Source organism: Flavobacterium sp. FlaQc-30 (genome assembly GCF_044005885.1).
Lineage (GTDB): Bacteria > Bacteroidota > Bacteroidia > Flavobacteriales > Flavobacteriaceae > Flavobacterium.
On the sequence record NZ_JBIPCO010000004.1, the window covers coordinates 174,570 to 198,757 of the forward strand.

Sequence of the window (24,188 nt, forward strand, 5' to 3'; positions counted from 1 at the left end):
ATCAACAAACCAACGATTAAACAAATAAACCACGATATATGTTATATTATTTATTTGAATATTTTGACAAAACACTGGATTGGCCAGGAACAGGAGTTTTTCAGTACATCACTTTTAGATCAGCTTTGGCTTTTATGCTTTCGCTGCTTTTATCAACGATTTACGGAAAAAGAGTTATTAACTTCTTGCGTAACCAGCAAGTAGGAGAAACAGTTCGTGAGCTTGGTCTTGCGGGGCAAAATGAAAAGGCAGGAACACCTACAATGGGAGGTCTGATTATCATTTTTGCAACCTTAGTTCCAGTTTTGTTATTTGCAAGACTGCACAACATTTACATCGTATTGCTTATTGTAACTACGTTGTGGATGGGTACGATTGGTTTTGTTGACGATTATATCAAAATATTTAAAAAAGATAAACAAGGACTTAAAGGAATCTTCAAAGTTATCGGACAAGTTGGTCTTGGTATAATCGTAGGGGCAGTTCTTTATTTTAATCCTGCAGTTACCGTTAGAACTGATACAGGAAGAGCAGATATTTTTAAAGTAAATGCAAGCACCACTGTAATATTGCCAGCTCCCGCTGAAGAAAAATCTACAGCAACAACAATTCCGTTTGTAAAAAATAACGAATTTGATTATGCTGAAGTTTTATCATTTTTAGGAGATGGATATGAAAAATGGGCTTGGTTGGTATTTATTCCCGTAGTAATTTTTATTATCACTGCAGTTTCTAATGGAGCTAATTTAACAGATGGAATAGATGGTCTTGCGGCCGGAACCTCGGCGATCTCAGTCCTCGCCCTCGGAATTTTTACGTTTGTTTCGGGTAATATTATTTTTTCTAATTATTTGAATATAATGTATATCCCCAATTCAGGAGAAATGACCGTCTTTATCTCTGCTTTTGTTGGGGCGCTGATTGGTTTTCTTTGGTACAACTCCTATCCGGCATCTGTTTTTATGGGAGACACAGGAAGTTTAACAATTGGAGGGATCATTGCAGTTTTAGCAATTGCAGTTCGTAAAGAAATATTAATCGTTTTGTTCTGTGGAATTTTCCTTGCAGAAAGTGCTTCGGTAATTATTCAGGTAGCTTATTTTAAATATACAAAAAGACGTTTTGGAGAAGGTCGAAGAATTTTCCTGATGTCGCCATTGCATCATCACTATCAGAAAAAAGGATACCATGAAAGTAAAATCGTTACAAGATTCTGGATCGTTGCAATTATGTTAGCCATTTTATCAATCATTACTTTAAAATTAAGATAGATGAGATTGGTAGTACTAGGAGGAGGAGAAAGCGGAGTTGGAACCGCGATCCTCGGGAAGAAAAAAGGTTACGATGTTTTTGTATCTGATTTCGGAAAGATAAAAGAGAGTTATAAAGAAGTTCTTATCATAAATAAAATTCCTTGGGAAGAAGAACAGCACACTGAAGATTTGATTCTGAATGCTGATGTGGTAATGAAAAGCCCTGGAATTCCTGAGAAGTCTCCGATAGTAAAAAAGCTGATCGCGGCAGGAATAAAAGTGATTTCGGAAATTGAATTTGCATTTCCTTTTACAGAAGCAATGACAGTGGGAATCACGGGAAGTAATGGTAAAACAACGACAACAATGTTGACCTATCATTTACTAAAATCGGCTGGACTCAATGTAGGTTTGGGAGGAAATATAGGAAAGAGTTTTGCCTGGCAGGTTGCCGAAAATAAATACGATGCATACGTTCTTGAATTAAGCAGTTTTCAGCTGGACGGAATTATAGATTACAGACCGGATATTGCGATAATAACAAATATAAGCCCGGATCATTTAGATCGATACGAATATAAATATGAAAATTATATCAATTCGAAGTTCCGAATAACAATGAACCAGACTGAAAGTGATTATCTCATTTACGATGCGGATGATGAAGCAAGTGCAGAATGGTTAAAGAACAACAAAACAAAAGCAAAATTAATTCCTTTTTCATTGACTCAGAAATTTGATGAAGGGGCTTCTATAAATAACAACAAAATGGAAATAAAGATCAACCAAGAAGAGTTTACAATGGAAACAGAACACATTGCGTTAGAAGGAAAACATAACATGAAAAACGCAATGGCAGCAAGCTCCGTAGCTAAATTGATGCAGATTAGAAATGCAACAATTCGCGAAAGTTTATCTAATTTTCAAGGTGTTGAGCACCGTTTAGAAAAAGTATTAAAAATTCAGAACGTACAATATATCAATGATTCAAAAGCAACAAATGTAAATGCTACTTTCTTTGCTTTAGACAGTATGAATGTTCCAACAGTTTGGATTGTCGGCGGCGTTGATAAAGGAAATGATTACAACGAATTAATGTCATTAGTTCGTGAGAAAGTAAAAGCAATTATTTGTTTAGGAATCGATAATCGTAAAATTATTGATGCTTTTGGAAACGTTGTTGATATTATGGTTGAAGTAAATAATATGAACGACGCTGTAAAAACAGCACAAAGATTAACAGAAAAAGGAGATGCTGTTTTATTGTCTCCAGCTTGCGCAAGTTTCGATTTATTCGAAAATTACGAAGATCGTGGAAAGCAATTCAAACAAGCGGTACATAACTTGTAGAAAATAGTTTAATGTTTCAGTCTTGATAGCTGTCGAGATTGAAACCTGAAACAAAAGAAACTTGAAACAAAACAACAATGAAGGAGTTAGTTAACAAACTAAAAGGAGATAGAGTAATATGGTCATTCGTGGCTCTGTTGGCGTTGTTTTCATTTATGCCGGTTTTTAGTGCGAGTAGTAATCTAGCATATATAGGTCATGGAACTGGGAATACATTAGGTTATTTGGTTAAGCATTTAGCGCACGTTTGTATTGGTTTTTTGATTATTTACTGGGTTCACAAAGTGCCGTACCATTATTTTAGAGCAATTTCTAAAGTGGCGCTTCCAGTAGTTTGGTTGTTATTATTATACACCTTGTTGAAAGGAACTGTAATTGCGGGAGCAAATGCAAGTCGTTGGATTCAGGTGCCGTTCATTGGAATTACATTTCAAACATCAACATTAGCGGCAAGCGTATTGTTTATTTACGTGGCTCGTTATTTGTCGAAAACTAAAGAAGAAAACGAACCGTTTCAAACCTCGTTTATTCAGCTTTGGGTTCCGGTTTTTATCACTCTGGCGCTTATATTACCAGCTAACTTTTCGACCACAGCGTTGATTTTTTCGATGGTTATGATGTTAACGTTTATTGGTAAGTATCCATTAAAATATATTGGATTTATCATTGGTTCAGGAATTGCAATGCTGGCATTTTTCCTTTTGGTGGCAAAAGCATTTCCAGATTCTAGATTCTTCAGCAGGGTATCAACTTGGGAAAGTCGTATTATGAACTTTACCACTGACAAACCAGATGAAGATGATTATCAAATTGAGAAAGCAAAAATTGCAATAGCATCTGGAAGATTAGGAGGATTAGGTCCTGGGAAAAGTGTTCAGAAAAACTTTTTACCGCAATCATCTTCAGATTTTATTTATGCAATTGTAGTAGAAGAGTATGGTTTGGTAGGCGGAGTTTCGATATTGGTTCTTTATTTATTGTTATTATTCCGATTTGTGATTGCATCGCATAAAGCCAATACGCTATTCGGAAAATTAGTCGTCGTTGGTCTCGGATTCCCCATGATATTTCAGGCAATGATTAATATGGCGGTTGCAGTAGAATTACTGCCAGTAACAGGACAAACGCTTCCGCTGATAAGTTCTGGAGGTAGTTCGATTTGGATGACTTGTTTTTCACTTGGAATTATTATAAGTGTAACCAAGAAAGATGAAGAGATTGCAGAAGAAATGGAGGAGAAAGAAAGACGAAAAGAAGCACTTCAAAGATTAATTGATAAAGAATTAGCTGAAGAAGATTTAGCTGTTGATGAAAAAGAAGTTTATCAAGATGCAGAAATGTATTCAATCGAGGATAGTTCAAAAAATCCAATGAATGCAGTTTTAAATAAATAGGATAAAATAGTTTATAATAATAGCTATTAAAAATATGACAAAGTATAAATTCATACTAAGCGGAGGAGGAACAGGAGGACATATTTATCCTGCAATTGCGATTGCAAACGAATTAAAATTACAATTTCCTGATGCTGAATTTCTTTTTGTGGGCGCCAAAGATAAAATGGAAATGCAAAAAGTACCGCAGGCAGGTTACGAAATAAAAGGTCTTTGGATTGCTGGTTTACAAAGAAAGTTAACATTGCAAAACATGATGTTTCCTTTAAAATTGGCTTCAAGTTTATTAGAGTCAAGACGAATTATTAAAAAGTTCAAACCAAACGTAGTTATTGGAACTGGTGGTTTTGCCAGTGGTCCATTATTGCAGGCAGCTGGTTCAGCTGGTATTCCGACAGTAATTCAGGAACAGAATTCTTTCCCAGGAATTACCAATAAATTGTTGAGCAAAAAAGCAAATGCAATTTGCGTAGCCTATCAAAACTTAGAAAGATTTTTTCCAAAAGAGAAAATTGTTTTGACAGGAAATCCAGTTCGTCAGGATTTAATTGATATTGAAAGTAAGCGTGATGAAGCGATTGCATTTTATGGTTTAGATCCGAACAAAAAAACATTGTTGGTTCTAGGAGGAAGTTTAGGTGCGCGAAGAATCAATCAGTTGATCGAAAAAGAATTGCCAAACTTTCTTTTGCAAGATGTTCAGGTAATTTGGCAGTGTGGAAAATTATATTTTGAAGAATATAAAAAATACAATCAGCCGGGTGTAAAAGTGGTTGATTTCATTGAAAGAATGGATTTTGTATACGCTGCTGCGGATGTGATTATTTCAAGAGCAGGAGCATCATCAGTTTCAGAATTGTGCATTGTCGGGAAGCCGGTAATTTTTATTCCGTCACCGAATGTAGCTGAGGATCATCAAACTAAAAACGCACAAGCTATTGTAGAGGCTAAAGGTGCAATTTTGTTGAAAGAATCTGAATTGGATAATGAATTTAGCATTGTTTTTGAAGCGCTGCTGAAAGATGAAGGAAAGCAAAAACAATTGAGTGCAAATATTAAAAAATTGGCGATGCCAAAAGCAACACAAGATATTGTTGCTGAAATTGTCAAGTTAATTCAATAAGCTGTAAGCTATAGGCAATAAGCTTTAAGCTTGATGCGCTGTCTACAGAGTAGCAAAGTGTAAAAGGAATATAATAGAGAGTAATAAAGATAAAAGTTGAAGGCCTAAAGCCTATAGCTTAATGCTTAAAGCAAAAAAAAATGAATTTAAATCAAATACAAAACGTTTATTTTATTGGTATTGGAGGCATCGGAATGAGTGCTCTGGCCCGCTATTTCAAATATATAGGGAAACAGGTTTCTGGTTACGATAAAACGCCGTCAATGCTTACAAGTGAATTGATTGAAAGCGGTATAGAGATTCATTTTGAAGATAATATTAATTTAATTCCGGCAAATTATCATGTAGAAAATACATTGGTGATTTTTACGCCTGCGGTTCCTAAATCGCATTCTGAATGGAATTATTTTATTGAAAGAAATTACGAAATTAAAAAACGTGCTGAGGTTTTAGGAATCATTACCAAAGACACCTTTAGTTTTGCAGTTGCAGGAACACACGGTAAAACAACAACGTCTAGTATTTTAGGACATATTCTATATGAAAGCGGTGCTGATGTAACAGCTTTTGTGGGTGGAATTGTAGAGAATTACAACTCTAACTTAATCGGAACTGGAAAAACAGTTACTGTTGTTGAAGCAGACGAATTTGATCGTTCGTTTTTGCATTTGCACCCAAATATTGCCTGCATAACCTCAATGGATGCAGATCATTTGGATATTTATGGAACAAGTGAAGCTATTGAAGCTTCGTTTGTAGAATTTGCAGACAAAGTAGAAGATAAAAATAATTTGTTTATTACTAAAGAATTACCTCTTGAAGGAGTTCAATGTGCTATAAACGAAGATGCTGTATATAAGGCGTATAATGTTAGAATCGAAGATGGAGCTTATGTTTTTGATGTGCAGACACCATCAGAAATAATGAAAGATCTTCATTTTGGACTGCCTGGTAAACACAATTTAATGAATGGGTTAATGGCTATTGCGATGGCAAAAACTTATGGCACCCCGACCAGTGCTATCGCAAAAGCCATTGCTTCATTTAACGGAATCAGAAGACGTTTTTCTTATCAGATCAAATCGGATAAGTTGGTTTATATAGATGATTATGCACATCATCCAACTGAAATAAATGCTGTTCATCAGGCGGTTAGAGAGTTGTATCCTGGACGAAAAGTTTTGGCGATTTTTCAGCCTCATTTGTTTAGCAGAACAAAAGATTTTGCTGACGGATTTGCTGAAAGTCTTTCTCAGTTTGACGAAGTGTTTTTAATGGATATTTATCCTGCACGCGAATTACCAATGGAAGGGGTTACGTCGCAATGGTTATTGGGTAAAATGACAAATTCGAACAAAAAAATTGTTGCAAAAAATGATTTATTAGCGGAAATCAAAGCCAGTGATGCGCCAATAATTGTGACAATAGGAGCTGGGGATATTGGAGAGATGGTGCCGTCAATCAAAAAAATGCTGCATGAAAATATTTAATTGGACAAATATTCGATTAATACTAATTTTTGGATTGGTACTTTTTTTATATTCTTTCGCACAACATCGAAATGGGGAGCGAAAATTAAAGAAATCCGAGGTCGTTTTTGTAGGAGAAAATACGCTTTTTGTGAAGCCGGAAACGGTTAATAAATTGTTGATAGAAAATAAAAGAGACGCTTCCAGTATTAGAAAAGATGAGTTAGATTTGAATAAGATTGAAAAAACCCTTGATACGCAAGACATGATTGAAAAGTCAAATGTTTTTGTAAGTATCGATGGTGTTCTAAAAGCGGTAGTAAAACAGAAGACAGCCATAGCAAGAGTTTATGATGGCGATCAGTCTTTTTATATTGACTATGAGGGTGGTAAAATGCCTTTGTCTGACAATTTTACTGCTAGAGTTCCTCTTGTTTCAGGGGCAATAAATGAAAAAAATAACGAAGATTTAGCTGCTTTATTTCGCACAATTTATGACGATGCGTTTTTGAGAAAAAACATCATTGCAATAGAGATTATGCCGAATGGCAGCCTAAAAATGTTTAATAGAAATTATAATTACTTCATCGATTTTGGCAGAATGATGAATGTTGATAAAAAATTTAGAAACTATAAAGCCTTTTTTCAAAAAGCGGTTTTGGATAGTTCGTTATATAAATACAATAAAATTGACCTTAGGTTTACGGAACAAGTAGTTTGCACAAAATAATAGAAAATGGAAAAAGATAACATTGCAGTAGGTCTAGATATTGGAACGACAAAGATAGTTGCCATGATAGGCAAGAAAAATGAGTATGGAAAGCTTGAAATTTTAGGTATTGGAAAATCTAAAAGTTTAGGAGTTGCTAGAGGAGTTGTAAACAACATTACGCAAACTATTCAATCAATTCAGCAGGCTATACTTGAAGCAGAAAACAATTCAGGTTATAAAATAAAAGATGTTGTTGTGGGTATCGCCGGACAGCACATCAGAAGTATTCAGCATACAGATTACATCAGCCGTAATAATCCAGAAGAGGTAATTGGAGAGAAAGATATTCAGCTTTTGATCGATCAGGTAAATAAATTGGCGATGCTGCCAGGTGAAGAAATTATTCACGTTCTACCGCAAGAGTTTAAAATTGACGGACAATCTGAAATTAAAGAGCCAATCGGAATGTACGGCGGAAGATTAGAATCTAGTTTTCACGTTGTAGTTGGTCAAGCGTCTTCAATCAGAAATGTGGGACGTTGTATTCAAAGTTCAGGAATCGAATTGTCTGGATTGACATTGGAGCCATTAGCTTCGGCAGATGCAGTTTTAAGTCAAGAAGAAAAAGAAGCGGGTGTTGCATTAATCGACATCGGAGGCGGAACAACAGACTTGGCTATTTTTAAAGACGGAATTATTCGCCATACAGCCGTAATTCCTTTTGGAGGAAATGTAATTACGGACGATATTAAAGAAGGCTGTTCGATTATCGAAAAACAAGCAGAGCTTTTAAAAATAAAATTCGGATCGGCTTGGCCGGGAGAAAATAAAGACAACGAAATTGTTTCTATTCCAGGTTTAAGAGGCAGAGAGCCAAAAGAGATTTCTCTTAAAAATTTATCTAAAATTATTCACGCACGTGTTGTGGAAATTGTAGAACAGGTTTTTGCAGAAATCAAAGCTTACGGACACGAAGATCCTCGTAAAAAGTTAATTGCAGGAATTGTTCTAACTGGAGGTGGTGCTCAATTAAAGCATATTAAACAATTAGTAGAATATATTACTGGAATGGATACCAGAATAGGATATCCAAACGAGCATTTAGCAGGAAATTCAAGCGAAGAAATTTCAAGTCCATTGTTTGCAACAGCTGTTGGTTTAGTAATGAACAGTATTGAAAACAGTACGCAAAGCGCCGTTAGGATGGAAATTGTAAACGAGCAGCCAAAAGTAGTTTACAGAAATGTTCCTCCGCCAGTGCAGCGATACGAAGTAGAAGAAAATTACGTTGAAAGAGTAGAAACTATTGAAGATACTCGAGAAACAGTAAGCAGAGTTGAAAAACCTGAATCTACAGAAACAAAAATAAGAAGATCATTTTTTGATAGATATGTCGACAAAATCAAAGATTTTTTAGACAACGCAGAATAATAAAAGAAAAGGATTACTCTTTGCCCCAAGCCAAGAAGTAAAAAATGTATTAAATAAGAATTTCAAAAACCAAAAAGATGATGAGCAACTCAGAATTTGGAAGTATTTCATTTGATTTACCAAAAAACCAATCAAATGTTATCAAAGTAATAGGTGTAGGTGGAGGTGGTAGTAATGCTATCAACCATATGTTTAAACAAGGTATTAAAGGCGTTGATTTCATCGTTTGTAATACAGATTCACAAGCGCTGCAAAACAGTTCAGTGCCTAACAAAATTCAGTTAGGTATGAATTTGACAGAAGGTCTTGGAGCAGGAGCAAATCCTGACGTAGGACAGCAGTCTGCTATTGAAAGTATTGCCGATATCGAAAAAGTATTGGATCGTGGTACTAAAATGGTATTTATCACTGCAGGTATGGGTGGTGGTACTGGTACAGGTGCTGCTCCAGTAATCGCGCAATTAGCAAAAGAAAGAGAAATCCTTACCGTAGGTATCGTGACAATTCCATTTCAATTTGAAGGGAAAGTGCGTCAGGAGCAAGCGTTATTAGGAATCGAAAAATTACGTAAACAAGTTGACTCTTTAATCGTAATTAATAATAATAAATTAAGAGAAGTTTACGGAAATCTTGGTTTCAAAGCTGGATTCTCTAAAGCCGATGAAGTTTTAGCAACTGCCTCTAGAGGTATTGCTGAAGTAATTACGCATCACTATACTCAAAATATCGATTTACGTGATGCTAAGACAGTTTTAGCAAACAGCGGAACCGCTATAATGGGTTCGTCTGTGGCAGAAGGTGAAAATAGAGCTAAAGATGCGATTATATCAGCATTAGATTCACCATTATTAAATGACAATAAAATTACAGGTGCCAAAAACGTATTGTTGCTTATCGTTTCTGGATCTAATGAGATAACGCTTGACGAAATTGGAGAAATCAATGATCATATTCAAGCAGAAGCAGGTTATAATGCTAATATTATCATGGGAGTTGGTGAAGACGAAACTCTTGGTGAAGCTATTGCAGTAACTATTATCGCTACTGGTTTTGATGTTGAACAACAAAATGAAATTGTTAATACAGAGCCTAAAAAAATAATTCATACGTTAGAAGATGAGCAAAGAAGTGTTCATAATTTAACAAATAAAACACTTGCTTCTTTTGATTTGAATGCAGATACACCTATTGCAAAATCAGAGGAAAAAGTTATTTTTGATTTAATGGACGATACGGATACGGTTGCTCCCGTAAATGAAATTCCAGCTGCTCCTGTAACAGCACCAACCATTAATCAAGAGGAATTGGTGGTAATGTCTGAGTTTATTAAAAACCTTGACGTAACTTTTGAAATTGTTTCGCCAATTACAGATATTGATTTCAAAATTTCAACGCCAGCAGTAGAAACTGTTCAAGAAGTAAAACCAGTGCAGCAAAGAACATTTGAGAAAGAAGAACAAACGACTTTTTCTTTTGATCTTCCTCTTTTTAGATCAGAGCCTGAAGTTAAAAGAGAGCCGGTTGCTGAGCAGGAATCAAAAATTATGTTTGAGTTGAGTAATGAAACTCGCAACATTAAAGTAAATGATCCTGTGCAATTTGTGCCGGTAACTGAACTTTCAGATAAAGGTGTGATAAAATATTCTTTAGAAGAATATATGGAGGTAGAGAATGACTTATTGTCTTCAAAACCTGCTGAAAAAGTAATCGAAGATGTAGTTCCAGAAGAACTGAACATTACGTTGAAGCCAAGAGTAGATTTTGCAACAGATGCAGATTATACAACCACTTCGGAAGTTTCTCCAATGGAATTAACAATTGAAGAAACATTACGATTAAGAGCTGAAGAAAGAAGAAAGAAACTAAAAGAGTTTAACTATAAGTTTCATAATAATGTTTCTAGAATTGATGAGTTGGAAAAAGAACCAGCTTATAAGAGATTAGGAATTGATTTGTCAAATAATCAATCTAACAATACAAATTCTAGAATTTCAGTTGGAACAGATAGTAATAATGATCTTCAATTACGTTCAAATAATTCATTTTTGCACGACAACGTAGATTAATTTTACAATCATAATATTAGGGTAACCCGAAAATTGGATTTAATTTTCGGGTTATTTTTTTTATCTTCGCACAGAATTTAGAAATTTGACTCGTAAATAGTGCTTTTAAAACAATATTGTCACCCTGAGCGTAGTCGAAGGGCTTCTTATTGGAAAAGGCTTCGACTAAGTTTATCCTGAGCGAGGACGAAGGACTCAGCCTGACAAACTATAGTATTAGTTTAATAAAAATTCCAAATTAATATATCAATTAATAGGCATTTTGCTTATTTTAAATAAAACATAAACATGAGTTTACAAACACAAATCATGGACGAGATAAAAACGGCCATGAAAGCAAAAGATACTGTAGCGCTAGAATCATTAAGAGCTATTAAATCTGAGTTGTTGTTAGCTTCGACAGCTTCAGGATCTAAAGAAGATTTATCAGAAGATGAAGAAATTAAATTACTTCAAAGATTAGTAAAAACTCGTAAAGAGAGTGCTAGAATTTTCACAGAGCAAAATCGTCCTGATCTAGCTGAGCCAGAATTAGCTCAAGTTGCAGTAATCGAGAAGTTTTTACCTGCGCAGTTAAGTGAAGAAGAAGTAGAAGCTGTAGTTGCAAAAATTATTGCAGAAACTGGAGCTTCAGGAATTGCTTCAATGGGTAAAGTAATGGGATTAGCATCTGCTCAATTAGGAGGAACTGCTGAAGGAAAAACCATTTCTGCAATTGTAAAGAAACTTTTAGTTTAAATAAATTTAGACTTCAGAATGTAGATTTTAGATTGCAATCAGTATCTAAAATCTACATTCTAAAATCATAAATCAATCGACCTCGTAGTTCAACTGGATAGAATATCAGATTTCGGCTCTGAGGGTTGGGGGTTCGAACCCCTCCGGGGTCACTATAATAAAGTAAAAAGCCTGGGAATTTAGATTCTCAGGCTTTTTTTATGGTTTGAACTTAGTCAAGTCTTTGAAAATTCTTGAAGGATATTATTATTTGCATATTGATACTAAAGTTATTAAGTTCACTTTGTCAAATAATTGTTTTTGCAAGATTGATTTGACTTATAAACAGATTCTATTTTCACAATAAAAAATGCATGCAAAAGAATTATTCTACAAACTTGACACATCATTATAATTTCTATTTTGGAATTTCTGGAAAAAGAATAAAGTGGGAAATAGGTCCAACATGGAAAACCCATCCGGAGTTCTTCATTTTAGAATTCGCTCCGAATGAAATCCATAATATGTGGGCGTATTGTACAGTTGGAATGTCAGCTGATTTAATAGATGATAACTTAATTGAGTTAGTCATTTATTCTCCGAGACAAGATAATTCTTTGGTTGAATTGTTGACTGTTCATGCTTCTCATCACAGATTAACGCCTTTTAATATTCATCATACCTCAAATATTGGAAGACCATGGCTAGAAAAATCAGAATGTGATCATGCGTTTATTTCATTACCTTATCTTGACGGAGAAAATTTAGAAATTTTTCAATTTGAAGAGAAAGTAATTCATTGCTATTGGCTTATACCAATTACAAAAAATGAGCGCGATTACAAAATAGAGTATGGTTGTGATGCATTAGAAGAATTGTTTGAGGAAAAACAATTGGATTATTTAAATCCTTTGCGAACCTCTTTAGTTTAATTGACTAAAATTAGAAATTTAATTAAAAAGCGTATGTTATTTGGACTATTTAAAAGTTTAGATGAAAAAGTTAAAGAAGATAAAGAAAATCTAATATCTAGGTTAAAGAGCTCTGAGTTAAAGACTTTGATTGTAGAAATGGGAAACAACAAGCCTATTTCGAATAACATAATTAAAAGGCAGAAGCGAGACCAGTCTTTTGAAAGCAAAGATTTTCCTAGTTGGTATGCTTATAGGATTTCTGATGAATTAAGTGATGTAAACTTAAAATCGGAACTTATTGAATTGCTTAATGACAAAGATTTTTTTCAATATAAAAAATATGTTTTAAGATGCTTAAGCAGCTTATGTGTAAACTGTAAAGATTACAAACTTTTCGATTTTTTGATTTCAGAGCTTGAAAATACTGACGAAGAAGAAGTAATTACAACAGTATTAAGCAGGCTTAATGAATTGCGAAAACCAGCTAGTCTGAACATTGATTATCTTAAGCAATTAATATTAAAAGGCACATATCAGAATAGAATTGACGCGCTTAATGCCTTAAAGAACTCTGAGCACAAAGATTTAGAGGAGATTTTAATACTGAAATTTAAGACTAGTGATCAGCATACTAAATGTATGATTTGTGCAACGCTTAGGTCTACTGGAACAATACAATCACTAGAAATATTGAAAGCGGAATTTAAAAGAACAAGAAGCAATGATTTAAAGTATTTTATTCAAAGTGCAATAGAAGAAATAAATGAACGAGAAAATAAGTGAGGCTAACTTTTAAATTTTGACTTGAATCTTCAAATTTTCTAACAGTTGGTTCGAATTTTGCCTCATCAAGGTCAATAAAAAAGCCCCAACAAAACATTTTTGTTGGGGCTTTGAGTTAAAAAGCATTAAGTGCCTTTGTATAATGGGTTTTGTTCTAAAGTTGGATCGCTGTTCAAAGTAGGAACATCTATTGGCCATATTATTTTATGGTTTATTCCGTCAATATTTTGAAGTACACCAACTAAAGGAAGGTCTATTCTAAATACTAAAGGAGTTCCCGTTGCATCTTGCATACGGCGTAAGTCGTACCAAATTTTTCCTTCGGCTACGAATTCTTTTTGTCTTTCAGCGAAAATTGCCAATTCGTTTTGTTCAAAAGAACCATTTGCATAAACAGGAGCAGTACCGCCGCCGCCAGCATAAGCGCGGGTTCTAATGATGTTGATTTCGGCAGAAGGATCTTGTCCTTGTTTGTTTTTTATTTCTGCCAGCATTAAATAAGCTTCTGAAAGACGGTAAACAGGGAAGTCGTCTGAAAAAGTACGCGCGCCATCAACAATAGTTCCAATAAACTTACGCAGATTAGTAGCGTGAACTGTTCCTTTGTTGAAGTTTAAGAAAGTAACATTTGCTCTTGTGTCGGCTGCTTCATATTTTTGATATAAGTCATATTTGTACTCGTATCTTATAATGGTTCCGCCTCCATTTACCTTTAACGGATCGTTAGAAGGAATTGCAATACCTTTGTCATCAACATAACCCGCTAATGGATCTGTAATAGCGTAAATAAATTGACCATAGCTGTTTGTTGCTTCTCCAAAACCAAATCTCAAAGCAAAAATAATTTCATTATTTCCTTTTATTGAAGCTGTAGCGGCTGAGTTAAATACATTAGTAAAGCTTGATTGTAAACTGTATTTAGGAATAACTGCTTCTACTGCAGTTCTTGCAATCGCTAAATCAGAAGCTGTAGATGTTGGATTGGCGCCATCAATTTTTACTTTAGCCGACCATAGGTAAACTTCGGCCTGAAGCATTTGTGAAGCTCCCAAAGACCATTGTCCTTTTTGCATTTTAGAGGTGTAATCTCCAGAAAAACTTGCAATAGATTTCGTTACGTCTTCTTTGATAAAGTCTAAAGTTTCTTTTTCTGTTTTTGTACGGGGCAAATAAGCATCTTGAGCTGTTGTAGGTGTAGTAATAGCTACTTTAGGTTCTTTGGTTACAGGAAGTCTCCCGTAAGTACGATACAATTGAAAATAATAAAACGCTCTTAAACCATAAGCTTGACCAAGATAATAACTTTTGTCGGCAGCAGTCAAATATTGGGCTTTTTCTACTTGATAGATAAAATTGTTTACCTGAAATATAGGTGCGTAAAGTCCCGCCCAGCCTGTAATACCAGGAGATGATTCTCTAATATCCTGACGAACGATAGATCCTGAGTTTAAAGATGCAGTTCCAGTAAAGCTGGTTCCGTCTCTTAATGTTCCTCCTCTAAGTTCTCCTAATGTAAACAATGTAAATTGATAGCTTCTTAGTTGGCTGTGTAATCCTACCATTGCTCCATCTACTTGAGAAGGAGTTTTCCAAAAGCTTTCACTAGCGTAATAATCTTCTGGAGCTAAATCCAGTTTGTCGCAGGCATTAAACGTAATTGACAACGCTAAAAATGCAATTCCTATTAATATCTTTTTCATATCTTTTTTATAAAATAATTTGAACACCAAAAACCATAGTACGAGGTAACGGATAGCCCCCAGTAACATTTATCCCTTGATCTGTTTTCTCTGGCGAAAACAAAGTCGATTTACTTATATAGCCTAAATTCTGTCCAGTTAAAGTAAGCTTGATTCCTTCTATTTTTAATTTAGTCAATAAGTCAGCAGGCAATGAATACGATAAACTGATTTCTCTAAAGGATAGATAATCTGCCTTATTGTAAAACATGCTCGAAGTACGCATAGTGTTGTTTTTAAACAATTGATCAGCCCAGTAATATGTTGGGTATTTAGCATTTGGGTTCTCAGGGGTCCAAGTGTCAAAAACTTCTTTGGTCGTATTAAATGTTCCTTGTGCATTACTTAAAAACCAAGATCTAGGACCATCATATTGAACAAAGCCTAAAGCATAGTCAAAACGAGAGCTAAAAGCAAAACCTTTGTAAGTTGTGTAAAAACCAAAACCACCAGTTACTCTAGGAACAGTTCGTCCCATATATTCTCTGTCATAACTATTGATAATACCATCTCCGTTTACATCTTTCCATTTTACATCACCTAAAGCTATAGGGTAAGCCAGTGCTTTTTCAGAAGAGCTCATAGCATTATAAACATCTGGATGAACCAAAACTTTGGCGCCAATTAAATCTCTTAATTTTAAAGCGTAAGAATCTAAGTCAGCTTGAGTTCTAATAATACCTTCGGCAACATAAGCATAGGCAACGTTTGGATCTTGACCTTCTTGCAGACCGCCAACCCAAATTAAATTACCATCTTTATCTGTAACCTGACTTCCGCCAACTCTATTGTTTTCTAAACCATTGTTTGGCAGTTTCAATATTTTGTTAACATTGTAAGCTGCATTTGCATTAAAATCTAATGAGAAATCAGCCGTTTTGATGACTTTGTAATTCAAATCAACCTCTAAACCTTTGTTTTGCATATTACCTAAGTTTGTAGTAATCGATGTTATGCCTGAGGTAGCTGGCAGAGTGAAGCTTGAAATTTTGTCTTGTGTTTGTCTATTATAATAAGCTAGCGAAAGATCTAATCTGTTAAATAAACGTGTGTCTAAACCAAACTCGTAAGTGGCAGAACGTTCCCATAATAAATCAGGAAAAGGAAGTCCGTTAAGCTGATAGCCAACAGTTCCGTCATATTTACTGCTTCCGTATGATCCTTGCAATTGGTATGGGCCAATAAGGTTGTCGCTCACGTTTCCGTTTTGACCATAGCTCGCTCTTAGTTTTAAAGTATTGATTATTTTAGAATCGCTTAAGAAGCTTTCTTTATGTACATTCCAACCTACAGATATTCCAGGGAAATTACCCCAGCGATTATTTAGCAGTTTTGAGTATCCGTCACGTCTGATGGTAAAAGTTGCTAAGTATTTTTCATTATAATCATATGTGACACGGCCAAAGAAAGATAAAATGCGTTGACGCGTGTGGTAAGTGTCAATACTTCTTTTGTCTTTATCTGAACTAGTGTACTGTAAATCCATAAAATCATCAGATGGTGCGCCTGAACCTGCAGCGGAAACACCATTTGAATAGATGTCGTAGTATTCTGCTCCAATCATAGCATCAACATGATTTTTTCCTAAGAAATCAGTATTGTAGTTTAAAGTACCATTATAAGTCTGGCTGAATGATCGATCAAATTGAGCCGACGAAGAACGGGTTTTGTTGATGTTGTTAGGACTTGATAAGAAATCTTTATTGAACGATTCATAAAAACCTTCATTATAAAACCAGTTGGCACTAGTTCTAAAATATAGATTTTTTAATATATCAGCTTTAAAAGATTGCGTCATTGTAAATTTATCAGTTTGGTTTTTGCGGATGAACTTATCATCATTAACAGCTGGATTACCATCTGTATAATCTCTTCCTACTAATAAATCTCCATTAGCATTCGTTCCTCTCATTGTTGGCGGTGCGCCTAGAGAACGAGTTAAATAATTGCTTTCGCCATTTGTTTGCGGACCTCTCCATTGCGCTGTTGCGAAGTTCAAGCCAGAAGTAGAAGTCAGCCAAGGCTTTATTTTATAATCACCATTAAAAACAAAAGTCAGCCTTTTGTAAAAAGTATTAATTGGTAAACCTTCTTCGTTATAAGAACCAATACCGGCATAATAACTGCCTTTTTCACTTCCGCCTGTCATAGATAAATTAATATCTTTAGTTATACCCTGAGGTCGAAGAGCGTAGTCTTTATAGTTAAAATCTTTGAAAATGATTTCCTTATTGGTACCATTCGGGTCGTAAGCTCCAGCAGCATTTGTACGAACAGGATCAGTCATACTCTGCCAGCCTTGTCCCAATAACTCTTCGTTACTTGGATTTCTAAACATTGGGCTCCATACAGCAGATGCGTTTTTATTACCATCAAGAATATTTCCAGATGCATCTTTATATAAATTTCCAGTACCAAATGGCCCAGTAGAATTTAACTGACTAAGACGGCTGGCGTCATAGGAACCAGAAGTCTGAATAGCTTTTCTAGACCAGTACAAATATTCTTGTGCATTGATAAAATCAAATGGTATATTTAAAGTATTGATACCAAGATTTGTATTTATAGTGATATTTGAAACACCCGCTTTACCTTTTTTGGTAGTAATCAAAATAACTCCATTATTGGCTCTAGCACCATAAATAGCTGTCGCCGAAGCATCTTTTAAAACTTCGATAGACGCAATGTCATCAGGATTGATTTCGCTGAAACTAGCTCTCAAAAAACCGTCTACCATTACTAATGGAGATCCGCTTCCGTCGTAATTAGTTCCTCCACGTAAAGTGATGACAGGAACAGCACCAGGACTTCCTGAAGCTTGCTGCACTCTTAAGCCTGGGATTGTACCAGCCAGAGCCGAAGCAGGATTAGAACGTACTCCAGTTTCTAAAACTCTATTATCTAGTTTTGATACAGAACCCGTTATTTTAGATTTTTTCTGAGTACCATAACCCACAACAACAATCTCGTTTAATTTTTGTCCCGATTCTTTTAAGACAACTGTAATCGATGAAGCTCCAATAGTTAATTCCTGCTGATCCATACCGATGTAAGAAACGATAAGTTTTGTAGCGCCCTCAGGAACATTTAATTCAAAGTTACCGTTGAAGTCAGTTTGAGTTGAAACTTTAGTTCCCTTAACAACAATATTTGCTCCAGGCAGTGGGTTTCCAGCCTCGTCGAGTACCTTTCCTTTTATTTGTTTTTGAAATAAAGATGATTTAATTGTCGTTCTGTCATTTGCTGCTTTTACTATTTCATTTTTTTCTGATAAAATAGTCGCTGCAGTAGATTTTGCTGCCGATACCTGTATAGTAAAAGGTATCAAAAATAAGGGCGTTAATTTGATAACGTTCCCTAATTTAGGCATAAGCCAATAATTCTCAGGCTTGCTTTTTGGTAGTAATTTCATACTTTTGTAATGGTTTGGTTAATAATAATTTTCCTTCGTGGTCATGTTTATTTTTTCCAATCTATATTTCTTAATAAGAAGAAATCGGCCAGTAGTGTTCGCAGCATCTGCTGGCTTTTTTATGAAAAAAAAGTATAAAAAAGGGTTTCCCCGTTTTAGTCAAATTGGCTTGTTGTTTTTATATTGATATCCTTTCTTTCTAAATACTGGTTTAGTGTTCTTTTAGTACTTATAAACTTCAATCAAAACGTTCCAGTAAAACTTCTTTTCCTTTTTGATGTGTTGTTTATAATCAAATCAAGTCAGTTATTTCAATGTAAATAACTTTCAAGATTACCTATTGCTCAAAGAAGGGAGGATTCTTTTCTTGCGATAGTATTTCTATGTTGGTTTTAGTTGATTGTGCTAAAATATTATGGTTCCATTTTTACTGCATAAAAGAGCAAAAGATCAAAAAAGAACTAAATGATTTTGACTAAAACGTTTTTCTAGGTTGTAAACGTATGAAATGTTTTTAATAAATTAATCTAATTATTAAAAAAATTTATTAAGTATTTTTTAACAATGAGGTAAACCGTAAAGAAATCAGCTAATAACGCTTATATTGTTGTATTGTAATTTTTTATCTTAAAATAAAACATTTTAAATATTTTTATTAATTCGTGTTTATGTATAATGTGTTCGAACACATTTTTACTATTTTGCTTTTTTTCTTAAATAATAATATATACATTTGTTAAATATTAAAATATTTTATTAAATAAAGACGGGTTTTAGTTTTCTGTTTCAGCTAAAAAAAGAATGTTTTTGAAAATCAGATAGGAGGAATGATATTTAGGGAATATTCAATTTACTGAAATGAAAAAGACTAAAAAGAAGAGGATTTGTTTGATGAAATGAAAGAAAAGAAAAATGAAATAAAAAGTTTTAATAATGACTAGCTGTAATTGCACTGTGATAATGAGAGTTTGAAAATAATCTTGCCAAAGGAGGATCGAGCAGGTTTGTTGATGTATAATTCTCTAAATTAACAGTGTGATTGTAAAAGAATAATTAAGGGGAGAAGAAGTAATTATTTTGGAATGTTTTTAAATTAGATTTGAAGAACGACTATTTAAAATGAGAAAATTAGAATTGAATTATGAATTATTATAAAAAATACAGATGGTTTCATTTTGCAATGATTGTTATGCTGTGTGCCACGATAAGTGCAAATGGTCAGATAAAAAAAACAGTATTGCCAGATAGTTTGTTTTCTACTTTTTATCATCAGCGCGTTTCTCATTTTAGAACACTTCCATTGACAAAAAACGACATTGTTTTTGTTGGAAACAGTATTACAAATGGCGCAGAGTGGGCTGAATTATTTGCAGATAATCGGATAAAAAATCGTGGAATAAGCAGTGATGTAAGTGCTGCAGTTTTGAATCGAATTGATGAAATTGCCATTAGAAAACCTGAAAAAGTTTTTTTATTGATTGGAGTTAATGATTTGTCAAGGAATATTTCGACCGATAGTATTTTTAAAAATATTGTAAAAATTGTTTCGTATTTAAAACAAGAATCTCCATCGACAAAATTGTTTGTGCAAAGCATATTACCTGTAAATGATTTCTATAAAAAATTTGAAAACCATACAGGCAAAGGAGAACAGATAAAGCGCTTAAATGCTGTTTTGAAACAAAATTCGGCTGTTTATCAATATACTTATATTGATTTGCACAATTCCTTTTGTGATGAAAACGGAAAGCTAAGAAAAGAGTTAACTAATGACGGTTTGCATCTTAAGGGAGACGGCTATTTGTTGTGGAAGCATTTAGTTTATCCTGATGTTTTTGATCTAGAATCAAAACCTTCGTTACTGCCAAAGCCACAACAGTTGAATTGGAAAACTGGTGCTTTTTCGTTAACTGCAGAAACAGCAATTCTCGTTGATAATCCAGCTTTAGAGAAAGAAGCTTTGGTGTTGAAAGAAGCTATGGAGCAAAAAGGATTGAGGGTAAAAGTGACAAATAAAACGGCATACAATGAAAAATATATTCAGCTGTGTTTAGGGAATGTTTCCACTCCAAAAAATCAATCAGAGGCATATCGCTTAGAAACGACATCAGATAAAGTAATCCTTACCGCCAATACCTCGCAGGGAATTTTTAATGGTATTCAAACCTTACTGCAATTAATGCGGGATAATACCTTTGTAGATGCTTCTGATATTACCGATTGGCCTGCCTTTGCATGGCGCGGATTTATGGTAGATGTGGGAAGAAATTACCAATCTGTTGCGCTTTTGAAACAGCAAATAGATGTTATGGCAGCGTATAAATTAAATATCTTTCATTTTCATCCTACAGAAGATATTGCATGGCGTTTGCAAAGTAAGTTATATCCGCAGTTAACAGCTCCAGAATATATGCTTCGTGATAAAGGAGAGTATTATACAGAAAACGATTTAAAAGAGCTTATTAAGTATTGCAAAGAGCGATACATAACTTTGGTTCCTGAAATTGATATGCCTGGACATAGTGCAGCGTTCAGAAGAGCAATGGGAGTCGATATGCAAAGTGATTCAGGTTTAGAAATTGTAAAAAATATAATCAAAGAATTTTGTGCGACTTATGATGTTCCTTATCTGCATTTAGGTGCCGATGAAGTTAAAATAACCAATCAGAAATTTTTGCCAGAAGTTATTGCTTTGACTGAAAGTTTAGGTAAAAAAGTAATAGGATGGGAGCCCGGCGGGAATTTTAACGATGGAGTAATTCGTCAGCTTTGGATGGAAGGCGCGACAAGTGTTAGTAAGAATAAAAATATAAAATATTTAGATTCTAGACACTTGTATTTAAATCATATGGATCCTTTAGAAAGTGTTGTTACAATTTTTAATCGTCAAATATGTAATTTGACTGAGGGTAATGAAAATGCTTTAGGAGGCACTGTTTGTGTATGGAACGATAGAGCTGCGGCGAATGAAGAAGATGTTATGAAAATGAACCCCGTTTATCCCGGTATGCTGGCTTTTGCAGAACGCAGTTGGCAAGGCGGCGGTTATGCGGGCTGGACGGCAGTTATTGGTCAGCCCGAAAGCGAAAGAGCTAAATCATTTGCAGTGTTTGAAAACCGTTTATTAGATCAAAAAAAACAATATTTTAAAAACCTGCCTTTTAATTATGTTAAGCAGGCAGATTTAGTTTGGGATATTTATGGACCTTATGATAATAAAGGAGATTTGTCAAAAGCTTTTGCATTCGAAAAACAGTCATTTAATACAGTAAAAGAAAAACCAGTTTACAAAGCTGTTGGCGGTACTTTGGTTATGAGACATTGGTGGGCACCGCAAATTTCGGGCGTGATCGAGAAGCCGCAAGAAAATACAACTTGGTATGCTCAAACTCAAATTTGGAGTGATGAAGACAAAGAACAGGAATTTTGGATAGGATTTAATAATTTATCACGTTCAATGAGTACAGATTCGCCGGCTGCTGGTACTTGGAGTAATTTAAACAGCGCAGTTTGGGTGAATAATTTATTGGTAAATCCGCCAATTTGGAAACATCCTGATATGAAAGGTAATTCAGAAATTCCATTGATTGACGAAGGATATGAATTTAGAGATCCAACAAAAATTGCATTAAAAAAAGGATGGAATACAGTGAGAATTAAACTGCCCGTTGGAGTTTTTAAAGGTAAAGATTGGCAAAATCCAGTAAAGTGGATGTTTACTTTTGTTGAAGTGAGAAAATAATGATTATTATTTTCTAGAAAATAAATTTTCAACCACCCAAGCCGGACCAATTAACAAAAACTGAAGATCTTTTAAGAAAGAAGGTTTCTTGCCCTCAATATTATGTCCGTAAAATTGCCCAATCCAAGCAATTACAAATACGCCGATCGAGAAAATCCATAACGGAAAAACCTGTCCGATATAGTAATTCGCTATTAAACAAAGAGCCGAAAAAATGGCAATTTTAACCGCCATCGCAATCGATAATCGGATGTAGAAAATTAGAACAAAAAGTAAAACGACAAATGCCCAATTCTCGATAAGCGGAGCATTTAGTTTTAATGTATTTGCGATTAAACCGCTTGGAATACTCATTAATAAACCAACGATAGAAAAGAAAATTGCGGGCACACAAATGTAGTGTATCGCTTTGTTCTTTGGGTTTTGATGACTTACAGCGTATTCAGTAAACCATTGGTCTAATGTTCTCATTCTCTTTGGATTTAGGTATTTGTAAATCTAGTAAAATTTTCTTTAGATTTTACTTATTCCGTTTTGAATGTTTCATTGAGAATGGTAATGACTAAATAGGCAGATAGAATTTCTAAAACTGTAATTCTTGATCTGTTTTTTAGGCGAGAACTTCAGTTTGCATTTTATTACGCTCATTATAATCAAAAACGTCATCCCACAATTCGTCAATCTTTATCAATGCTTCATTTAACGGAATAACGCTCCATTTTCCGCTAGTTTCAATTCCAATTCCAATGTTTTTTAATTTGAATAAAGCATCGTTTACATCAAAATCCAATTCTGTTTTTAATTCAGAGGCAAACCAAGCTTCTATTTGTAAATCCAATTCTTTGGCAGTTAACGGATATTGACTTCTGCTTAAAAAAGAATAAGCCAAAATGGTTTCTTTCAAAGCCTCTTCTTCAGATGAATTTAAAAGCGAATAAAAAGCACCGCTGTTGTTTCCTAAGTTTTTGAAATACAAACTGTCTGAAAGCATTTTAGAATATCTGATTTTTTTGTTTACAAAGTTGTTGTACTGTCGAAAACAATAGGCAGATAATATTCCTAAGGCAATTAGACCTTGATTTAGCGAGGTTTTGCTGTTAAGTAAATCAATAGCTTCTCTCGTTTTATAAGCGCCGTACATATTAATTAAAGCTGGAATTACTTTCGCACTTAATAATGAAAGACCTCCAAAAATTCCAGGAACCCAAAGCAGTAATTTGTCTTTTAAAGACATTTTCGGAATGGCATTTGGAAAAATAGTTTCAAGATCATTTTTAGGAACGCGTTTAAAGATTTTCAATGCAATCGAACCTGGATCGATAGGCATTTTTCCTAACTTCACTTTCTTTTCGCTCAAATAATCAGCCTCATTATAATTAAGAAAAATCATTACCCGATCGTAATATTCGATCTCAACTTCCTTCTTCCAGAAAATGTATTTTGTAATTTTTTCTTTAGCTTTATGATGACCGCGAACATAAAGTTCGTAATCTTTAAAAGCATTAAAATCGATCGATAAATCGAGTCCAATTAAGTCAGATTCCTTAAAAGCAACTTCCAGTGTTTCTTTGTCAATGCGATGATAATTGCCGCGTTCTAAAACCGTAAGTAAAGTGTTTTTAAAAACAGAAAAATCACTTTTTCCAATAAAACCCTCGCGTTCTTTTTCGCTCAAATCAGGATCAAAAAGAGAATAATTTTGTTTTAAATTTCGATTTAGATTAAAAGATTCGTAATGATAATAATGTTCTATAATGTCGAATAATTTCTTGAAATCGTCAATTTTATTTGAGTCTTTAGCGAAAGCAGTAATTTGTTGTTCGAGTAAAAATTCCTTGTTAAAAGGAATATAATGTTCTCGTGTCATATCGATTTTTGAGGCTTTAATTTTTGAAGTATATATTAACGCAAAAATACTGCTCCAAATTTGATTTTTTAAGTTTTTTTTAGAAAGGAATAAAGATTTTGATACTCATTTAATCAAAAATAAGAATCTGTATAAAAAGACAAAAGCCGTAAAGAATTTCTTTACAGCTTTGACTTCCTTGAGAGGGTACCTTAGATATGTGCGGATCAGTTACAT

At 34.3% G+C, this 24,188-nt stretch carries 16 protein-coding genes and 1 tRNA gene; 13 read left to right on the forward strand and 4 right to left on the reverse strand.

From position 1 onward, the window contains the following. Positions 1-38: 38 nt before the first annotated feature. The 12 genes from mraY to ACHRV0_RS11125 all read left to right on the forward strand — a co-directional run bounded on the left by mraY (position 39) and on the right by ACHRV0_RS11125 (position 13,212). Positions 39-1,271 carry a phospho-N-acetylmuramoyl-pentapeptide-transferase gene (mraY, locus tag ACHRV0_RS11070; protein WP_129023809.1) on the forward strand — a complete coding sequence of 411 codons (1,233 nt, stop codon included), beginning with the start codon at positions 39-41 and terminating at the stop codon, positions 1,269-1,271. Beyond that, complete coding sequence (murD, locus tag ACHRV0_RS11075) at positions 1,272-2,603, forward strand: UDP-N-acetylmuramoyl-L-alanine--D-glutamate ligase (RefSeq protein WP_089054915.1); 1,332 nt, start codon at positions 1,272-1,274, stop codon at positions 2,601-2,603. Between the two features lie 77 nt (positions 2,604-2,680). Next, positions 2,681-3,997 carry an FtsW/RodA/SpoVE family cell cycle protein gene (locus ACHRV0_RS11080; RefSeq protein WP_395415291.1) on the forward strand — a complete coding sequence of 439 codons (1,317 nt, stop codon included), beginning with the start codon at positions 2,681-2,683 and terminating at the stop codon, positions 3,995-3,997. 34 nt (positions 3,998-4,031) lie between these two features. Further along, positions 4,032-5,120, forward strand: coding sequence for an undecaprenyldiphospho-muramoylpentapeptide beta-N-acetylglucosaminyltransferase (gene murG / locus ACHRV0_RS11085; protein ID WP_395440867.1), 1,089 nt, complete (start codon positions 4,032-4,034; stop codon positions 5,118-5,120). Positions 5,121-5,260: 140 nt separating this feature from the next. Beyond that, positions 5,261-6,610, forward strand: coding sequence for a UDP-N-acetylmuramate--L-alanine ligase (gene murC / locus ACHRV0_RS11090; RefSeq protein ID WP_395440868.1), 1,350 nt, complete (start codon positions 5,261-5,263; stop codon positions 6,608-6,610). Further along, positions 6,597-7,319 carry a cell division protein FtsQ/DivIB gene (locus ACHRV0_RS11095; RefSeq protein WP_129023805.1) on the forward strand — a complete coding sequence of 241 codons (723 nt, stop codon included), beginning with the start codon at positions 6,597-6,599 and terminating at the stop codon, positions 7,317-7,319. The genes murC and ACHRV0_RS11095 overlap by 14 nt, the downstream gene beginning before the upstream one ends. A gap of 6 nt (positions 7,320-7,325) precedes the next feature. Next, entirely contained in the window at positions 7,326-8,732 is a 1,407-nt protein-coding gene (gene ftsA, locus ACHRV0_RS11100) for a cell division protein FtsA (protein ID WP_089054910.1), read from the forward strand. Positions 8,733-8,809: 77 nt separating this feature from the next. Then, entirely contained in the window at positions 8,810-10,798 is a 1,989-nt protein-coding gene (ftsZ, locus tag ACHRV0_RS11105; protein WP_395440869.1) for a cell division protein FtsZ, read from the forward strand. A gap of 288 nt (positions 10,799-11,086) precedes the next feature. Next, positions 11,087-11,536, forward strand: coding sequence for a GatB/YqeY domain-containing protein (locus tag ACHRV0_RS11110; protein ID WP_089058254.1), 450 nt, complete (start codon positions 11,087-11,089; stop codon positions 11,534-11,536). Between the two features lie 78 nt (positions 11,537-11,614). Then, positions 11,615-11,688: transfer RNA gene (locus ACHRV0_RS11115), tRNA-Arg, on the forward strand. Between the two features lie 201 nt (positions 11,689-11,889). After that, positions 11,890-12,447 carry a suppressor of fused domain protein gene (locus ACHRV0_RS11120; protein ID WP_395440870.1) on the forward strand — a complete coding sequence of 186 codons (558 nt, stop codon included), beginning with the start codon at positions 11,890-11,892 and terminating at the stop codon, positions 12,445-12,447. A gap of 33 nt (positions 12,448-12,480) precedes the next feature. Further along, positions 12,481-13,212, forward strand: a complete 732-nt coding sequence (locus ACHRV0_RS11125) for a hypothetical protein (RefSeq protein ID WP_395440871.1) — start codon at positions 12,481-12,483, stop codon at positions 13,210-13,212. A 125-nt stretch (positions 13,213-13,337) separates the two neighbouring features. Here ACHRV0_RS11125 and ACHRV0_RS11130 read toward each other — a convergent pair whose 3' ends face one another. Both ACHRV0_RS11130 and ACHRV0_RS11135 read right to left on the reverse strand, forming a co-directional pair. Further along, positions 13,338-14,912: a RagB/SusD family nutrient uptake outer membrane protein gene (locus ACHRV0_RS11130; protein ID WP_395440872.1), complete on the reverse strand. Its 1,575-nt coding sequence runs from the start codon at positions 14,910-14,912 to the stop codon at positions 13,338-13,340. Between the two features lie 7 nt (positions 14,913-14,919). Continuing rightward, positions 14,920-18,363 (reverse strand): TonB-dependent receptor, encoded by a 3,444-nt coding sequence (locus ACHRV0_RS11135; RefSeq protein WP_206733597.1) that lies wholly within the window; start codon positions 18,361-18,363, stop codon positions 14,920-14,922. Between the two features lie 1,141 nt (positions 18,364-19,504). Between ACHRV0_RS11135 and ACHRV0_RS11140 the strand changes: the two genes are divergently transcribed. Next, the gene (locus ACHRV0_RS11140) at positions 19,505-22,105 is read left to right on the forward strand and encodes a family 20 glycosylhydrolase (RefSeq protein WP_395440873.1); all 2,601 of its coding nucleotides are present in this window, start codon (positions 19,505-19,507) and stop codon (positions 22,103-22,105) included. Between the two features lie 6 nt (positions 22,106-22,111). On the opposite strand, the gene ACHRV0_RS11145 is transcribed toward ACHRV0_RS11140, so the two are convergent. Together ACHRV0_RS11145 and ACHRV0_RS11150 are read right to left on the reverse strand one after the other, a co-directional pair. Further along, positions 22,112-22,576 (reverse strand): DUF962 domain-containing protein, encoded by a 465-nt coding sequence (locus ACHRV0_RS11145; protein WP_395440874.1) that lies wholly within the window; start codon positions 22,574-22,576, stop codon positions 22,112-22,114. Between the two features lie 139 nt (positions 22,577-22,715). Continuing rightward, complete coding sequence (locus ACHRV0_RS11150; protein ID WP_395440875.1) at positions 22,716-23,972, reverse strand: TMEM143 family protein; 1,257 nt, start codon at positions 23,970-23,972, stop codon at positions 22,716-22,718. Between the last annotated feature and the right edge of the window lie 216 nt (positions 23,973-24,188).

Excerpts from the sequence above, each read along its gene's own strand:
- ACHRV0_RS11145 (WP_395440874.1), bottom strand. The coding sequence starts at position 22,576 with ATGAGAACATTAGACCAATGGTTTACTGAATACGCTGTAAGTCATCAA.
- ACHRV0_RS11125 (WP_395440871.1), top strand. The coding sequence starts at position 12,481 with ATGTTATTTGGACTATTTAAAAGTTTAGATGAAAAAGTTAAAGAAGAT.
- murD (WP_089054915.1), top strand. The coding sequence starts at position 1,272 with ATGAGATTGGTAGTACTAGGAGGAGGAGAAAGCGGAGTTGGAACCGCG.
- ftsZ (WP_395440869.1), top strand. The coding sequence starts at position 8,810 with ATGATGAGCAACTCAGAATTTGGAAGTATTTCATTTGATTTACCAAAA.
- ACHRV0_RS11080 (WP_395415291.1), top strand. The coding sequence starts at position 2,681 with ATGAAGGAGTTAGTTAACAAACTAAAAGGAGATAGAGTAATATGGTCA.
- ACHRV0_RS11130 (WP_395440872.1), bottom strand. The coding sequence starts at position 14,912 with ATGAAAAAGATATTAATAGGAATTGCATTTTTAGCGTTGTCAATTACG.
- mraY (WP_129023809.1), top strand. The coding sequence starts at position 39 with ATGTTATATTATTTATTTGAATATTTTGACAAAACACTGGATTGGCCA.
- ACHRV0_RS11110 (WP_089058254.1), top strand. The coding sequence starts at position 11,087 with ATGAGTTTACAAACACAAATCATGGACGAGATAAAAACGGCCATGAAA.
- ACHRV0_RS11150 (WP_395440875.1), bottom strand. The coding sequence starts at position 23,972 with ATGACACGAGAACATTATATTCCTTTTAACAAGGAATTTTTACTCGAA.
- ACHRV0_RS11135 (WP_206733597.1), bottom strand. The coding sequence starts at position 18,363 with ATGAAATTACTACCAAAAAGCAAGCCTGAGAATTATTGGCTTATGCCT.
- ftsA (WP_089054910.1), top strand. The coding sequence starts at position 7,326 with ATGGAAAAAGATAACATTGCAGTAGGTCTAGATATTGGAACGACAAAG.
- ACHRV0_RS11095 (WP_129023805.1), top strand. The coding sequence starts at position 6,597 with ATGAAAATATTTAATTGGACAAATATTCGATTAATACTAATTTTTGGA.
- ACHRV0_RS11140 (WP_395440873.1), top strand. The coding sequence starts at position 19,505 with ATGAATTATTATAAAAAATACAGATGGTTTCATTTTGCAATGATTGTT.
- murG (WP_395440867.1), top strand. The coding sequence starts at position 4,032 with ATGACAAAGTATAAATTCATACTAAGCGGAGGAGGAACAGGAGGACAT.
- murC (WP_395440868.1), top strand. The coding sequence starts at position 5,261 with ATGAATTTAAATCAAATACAAAACGTTTATTTTATTGGTATTGGAGGC.
- ACHRV0_RS11120 (WP_395440870.1), top strand. The coding sequence starts at position 11,890 with ATGCAAAAGAATTATTCTACAAACTTGACACATCATTATAATTTCTAT.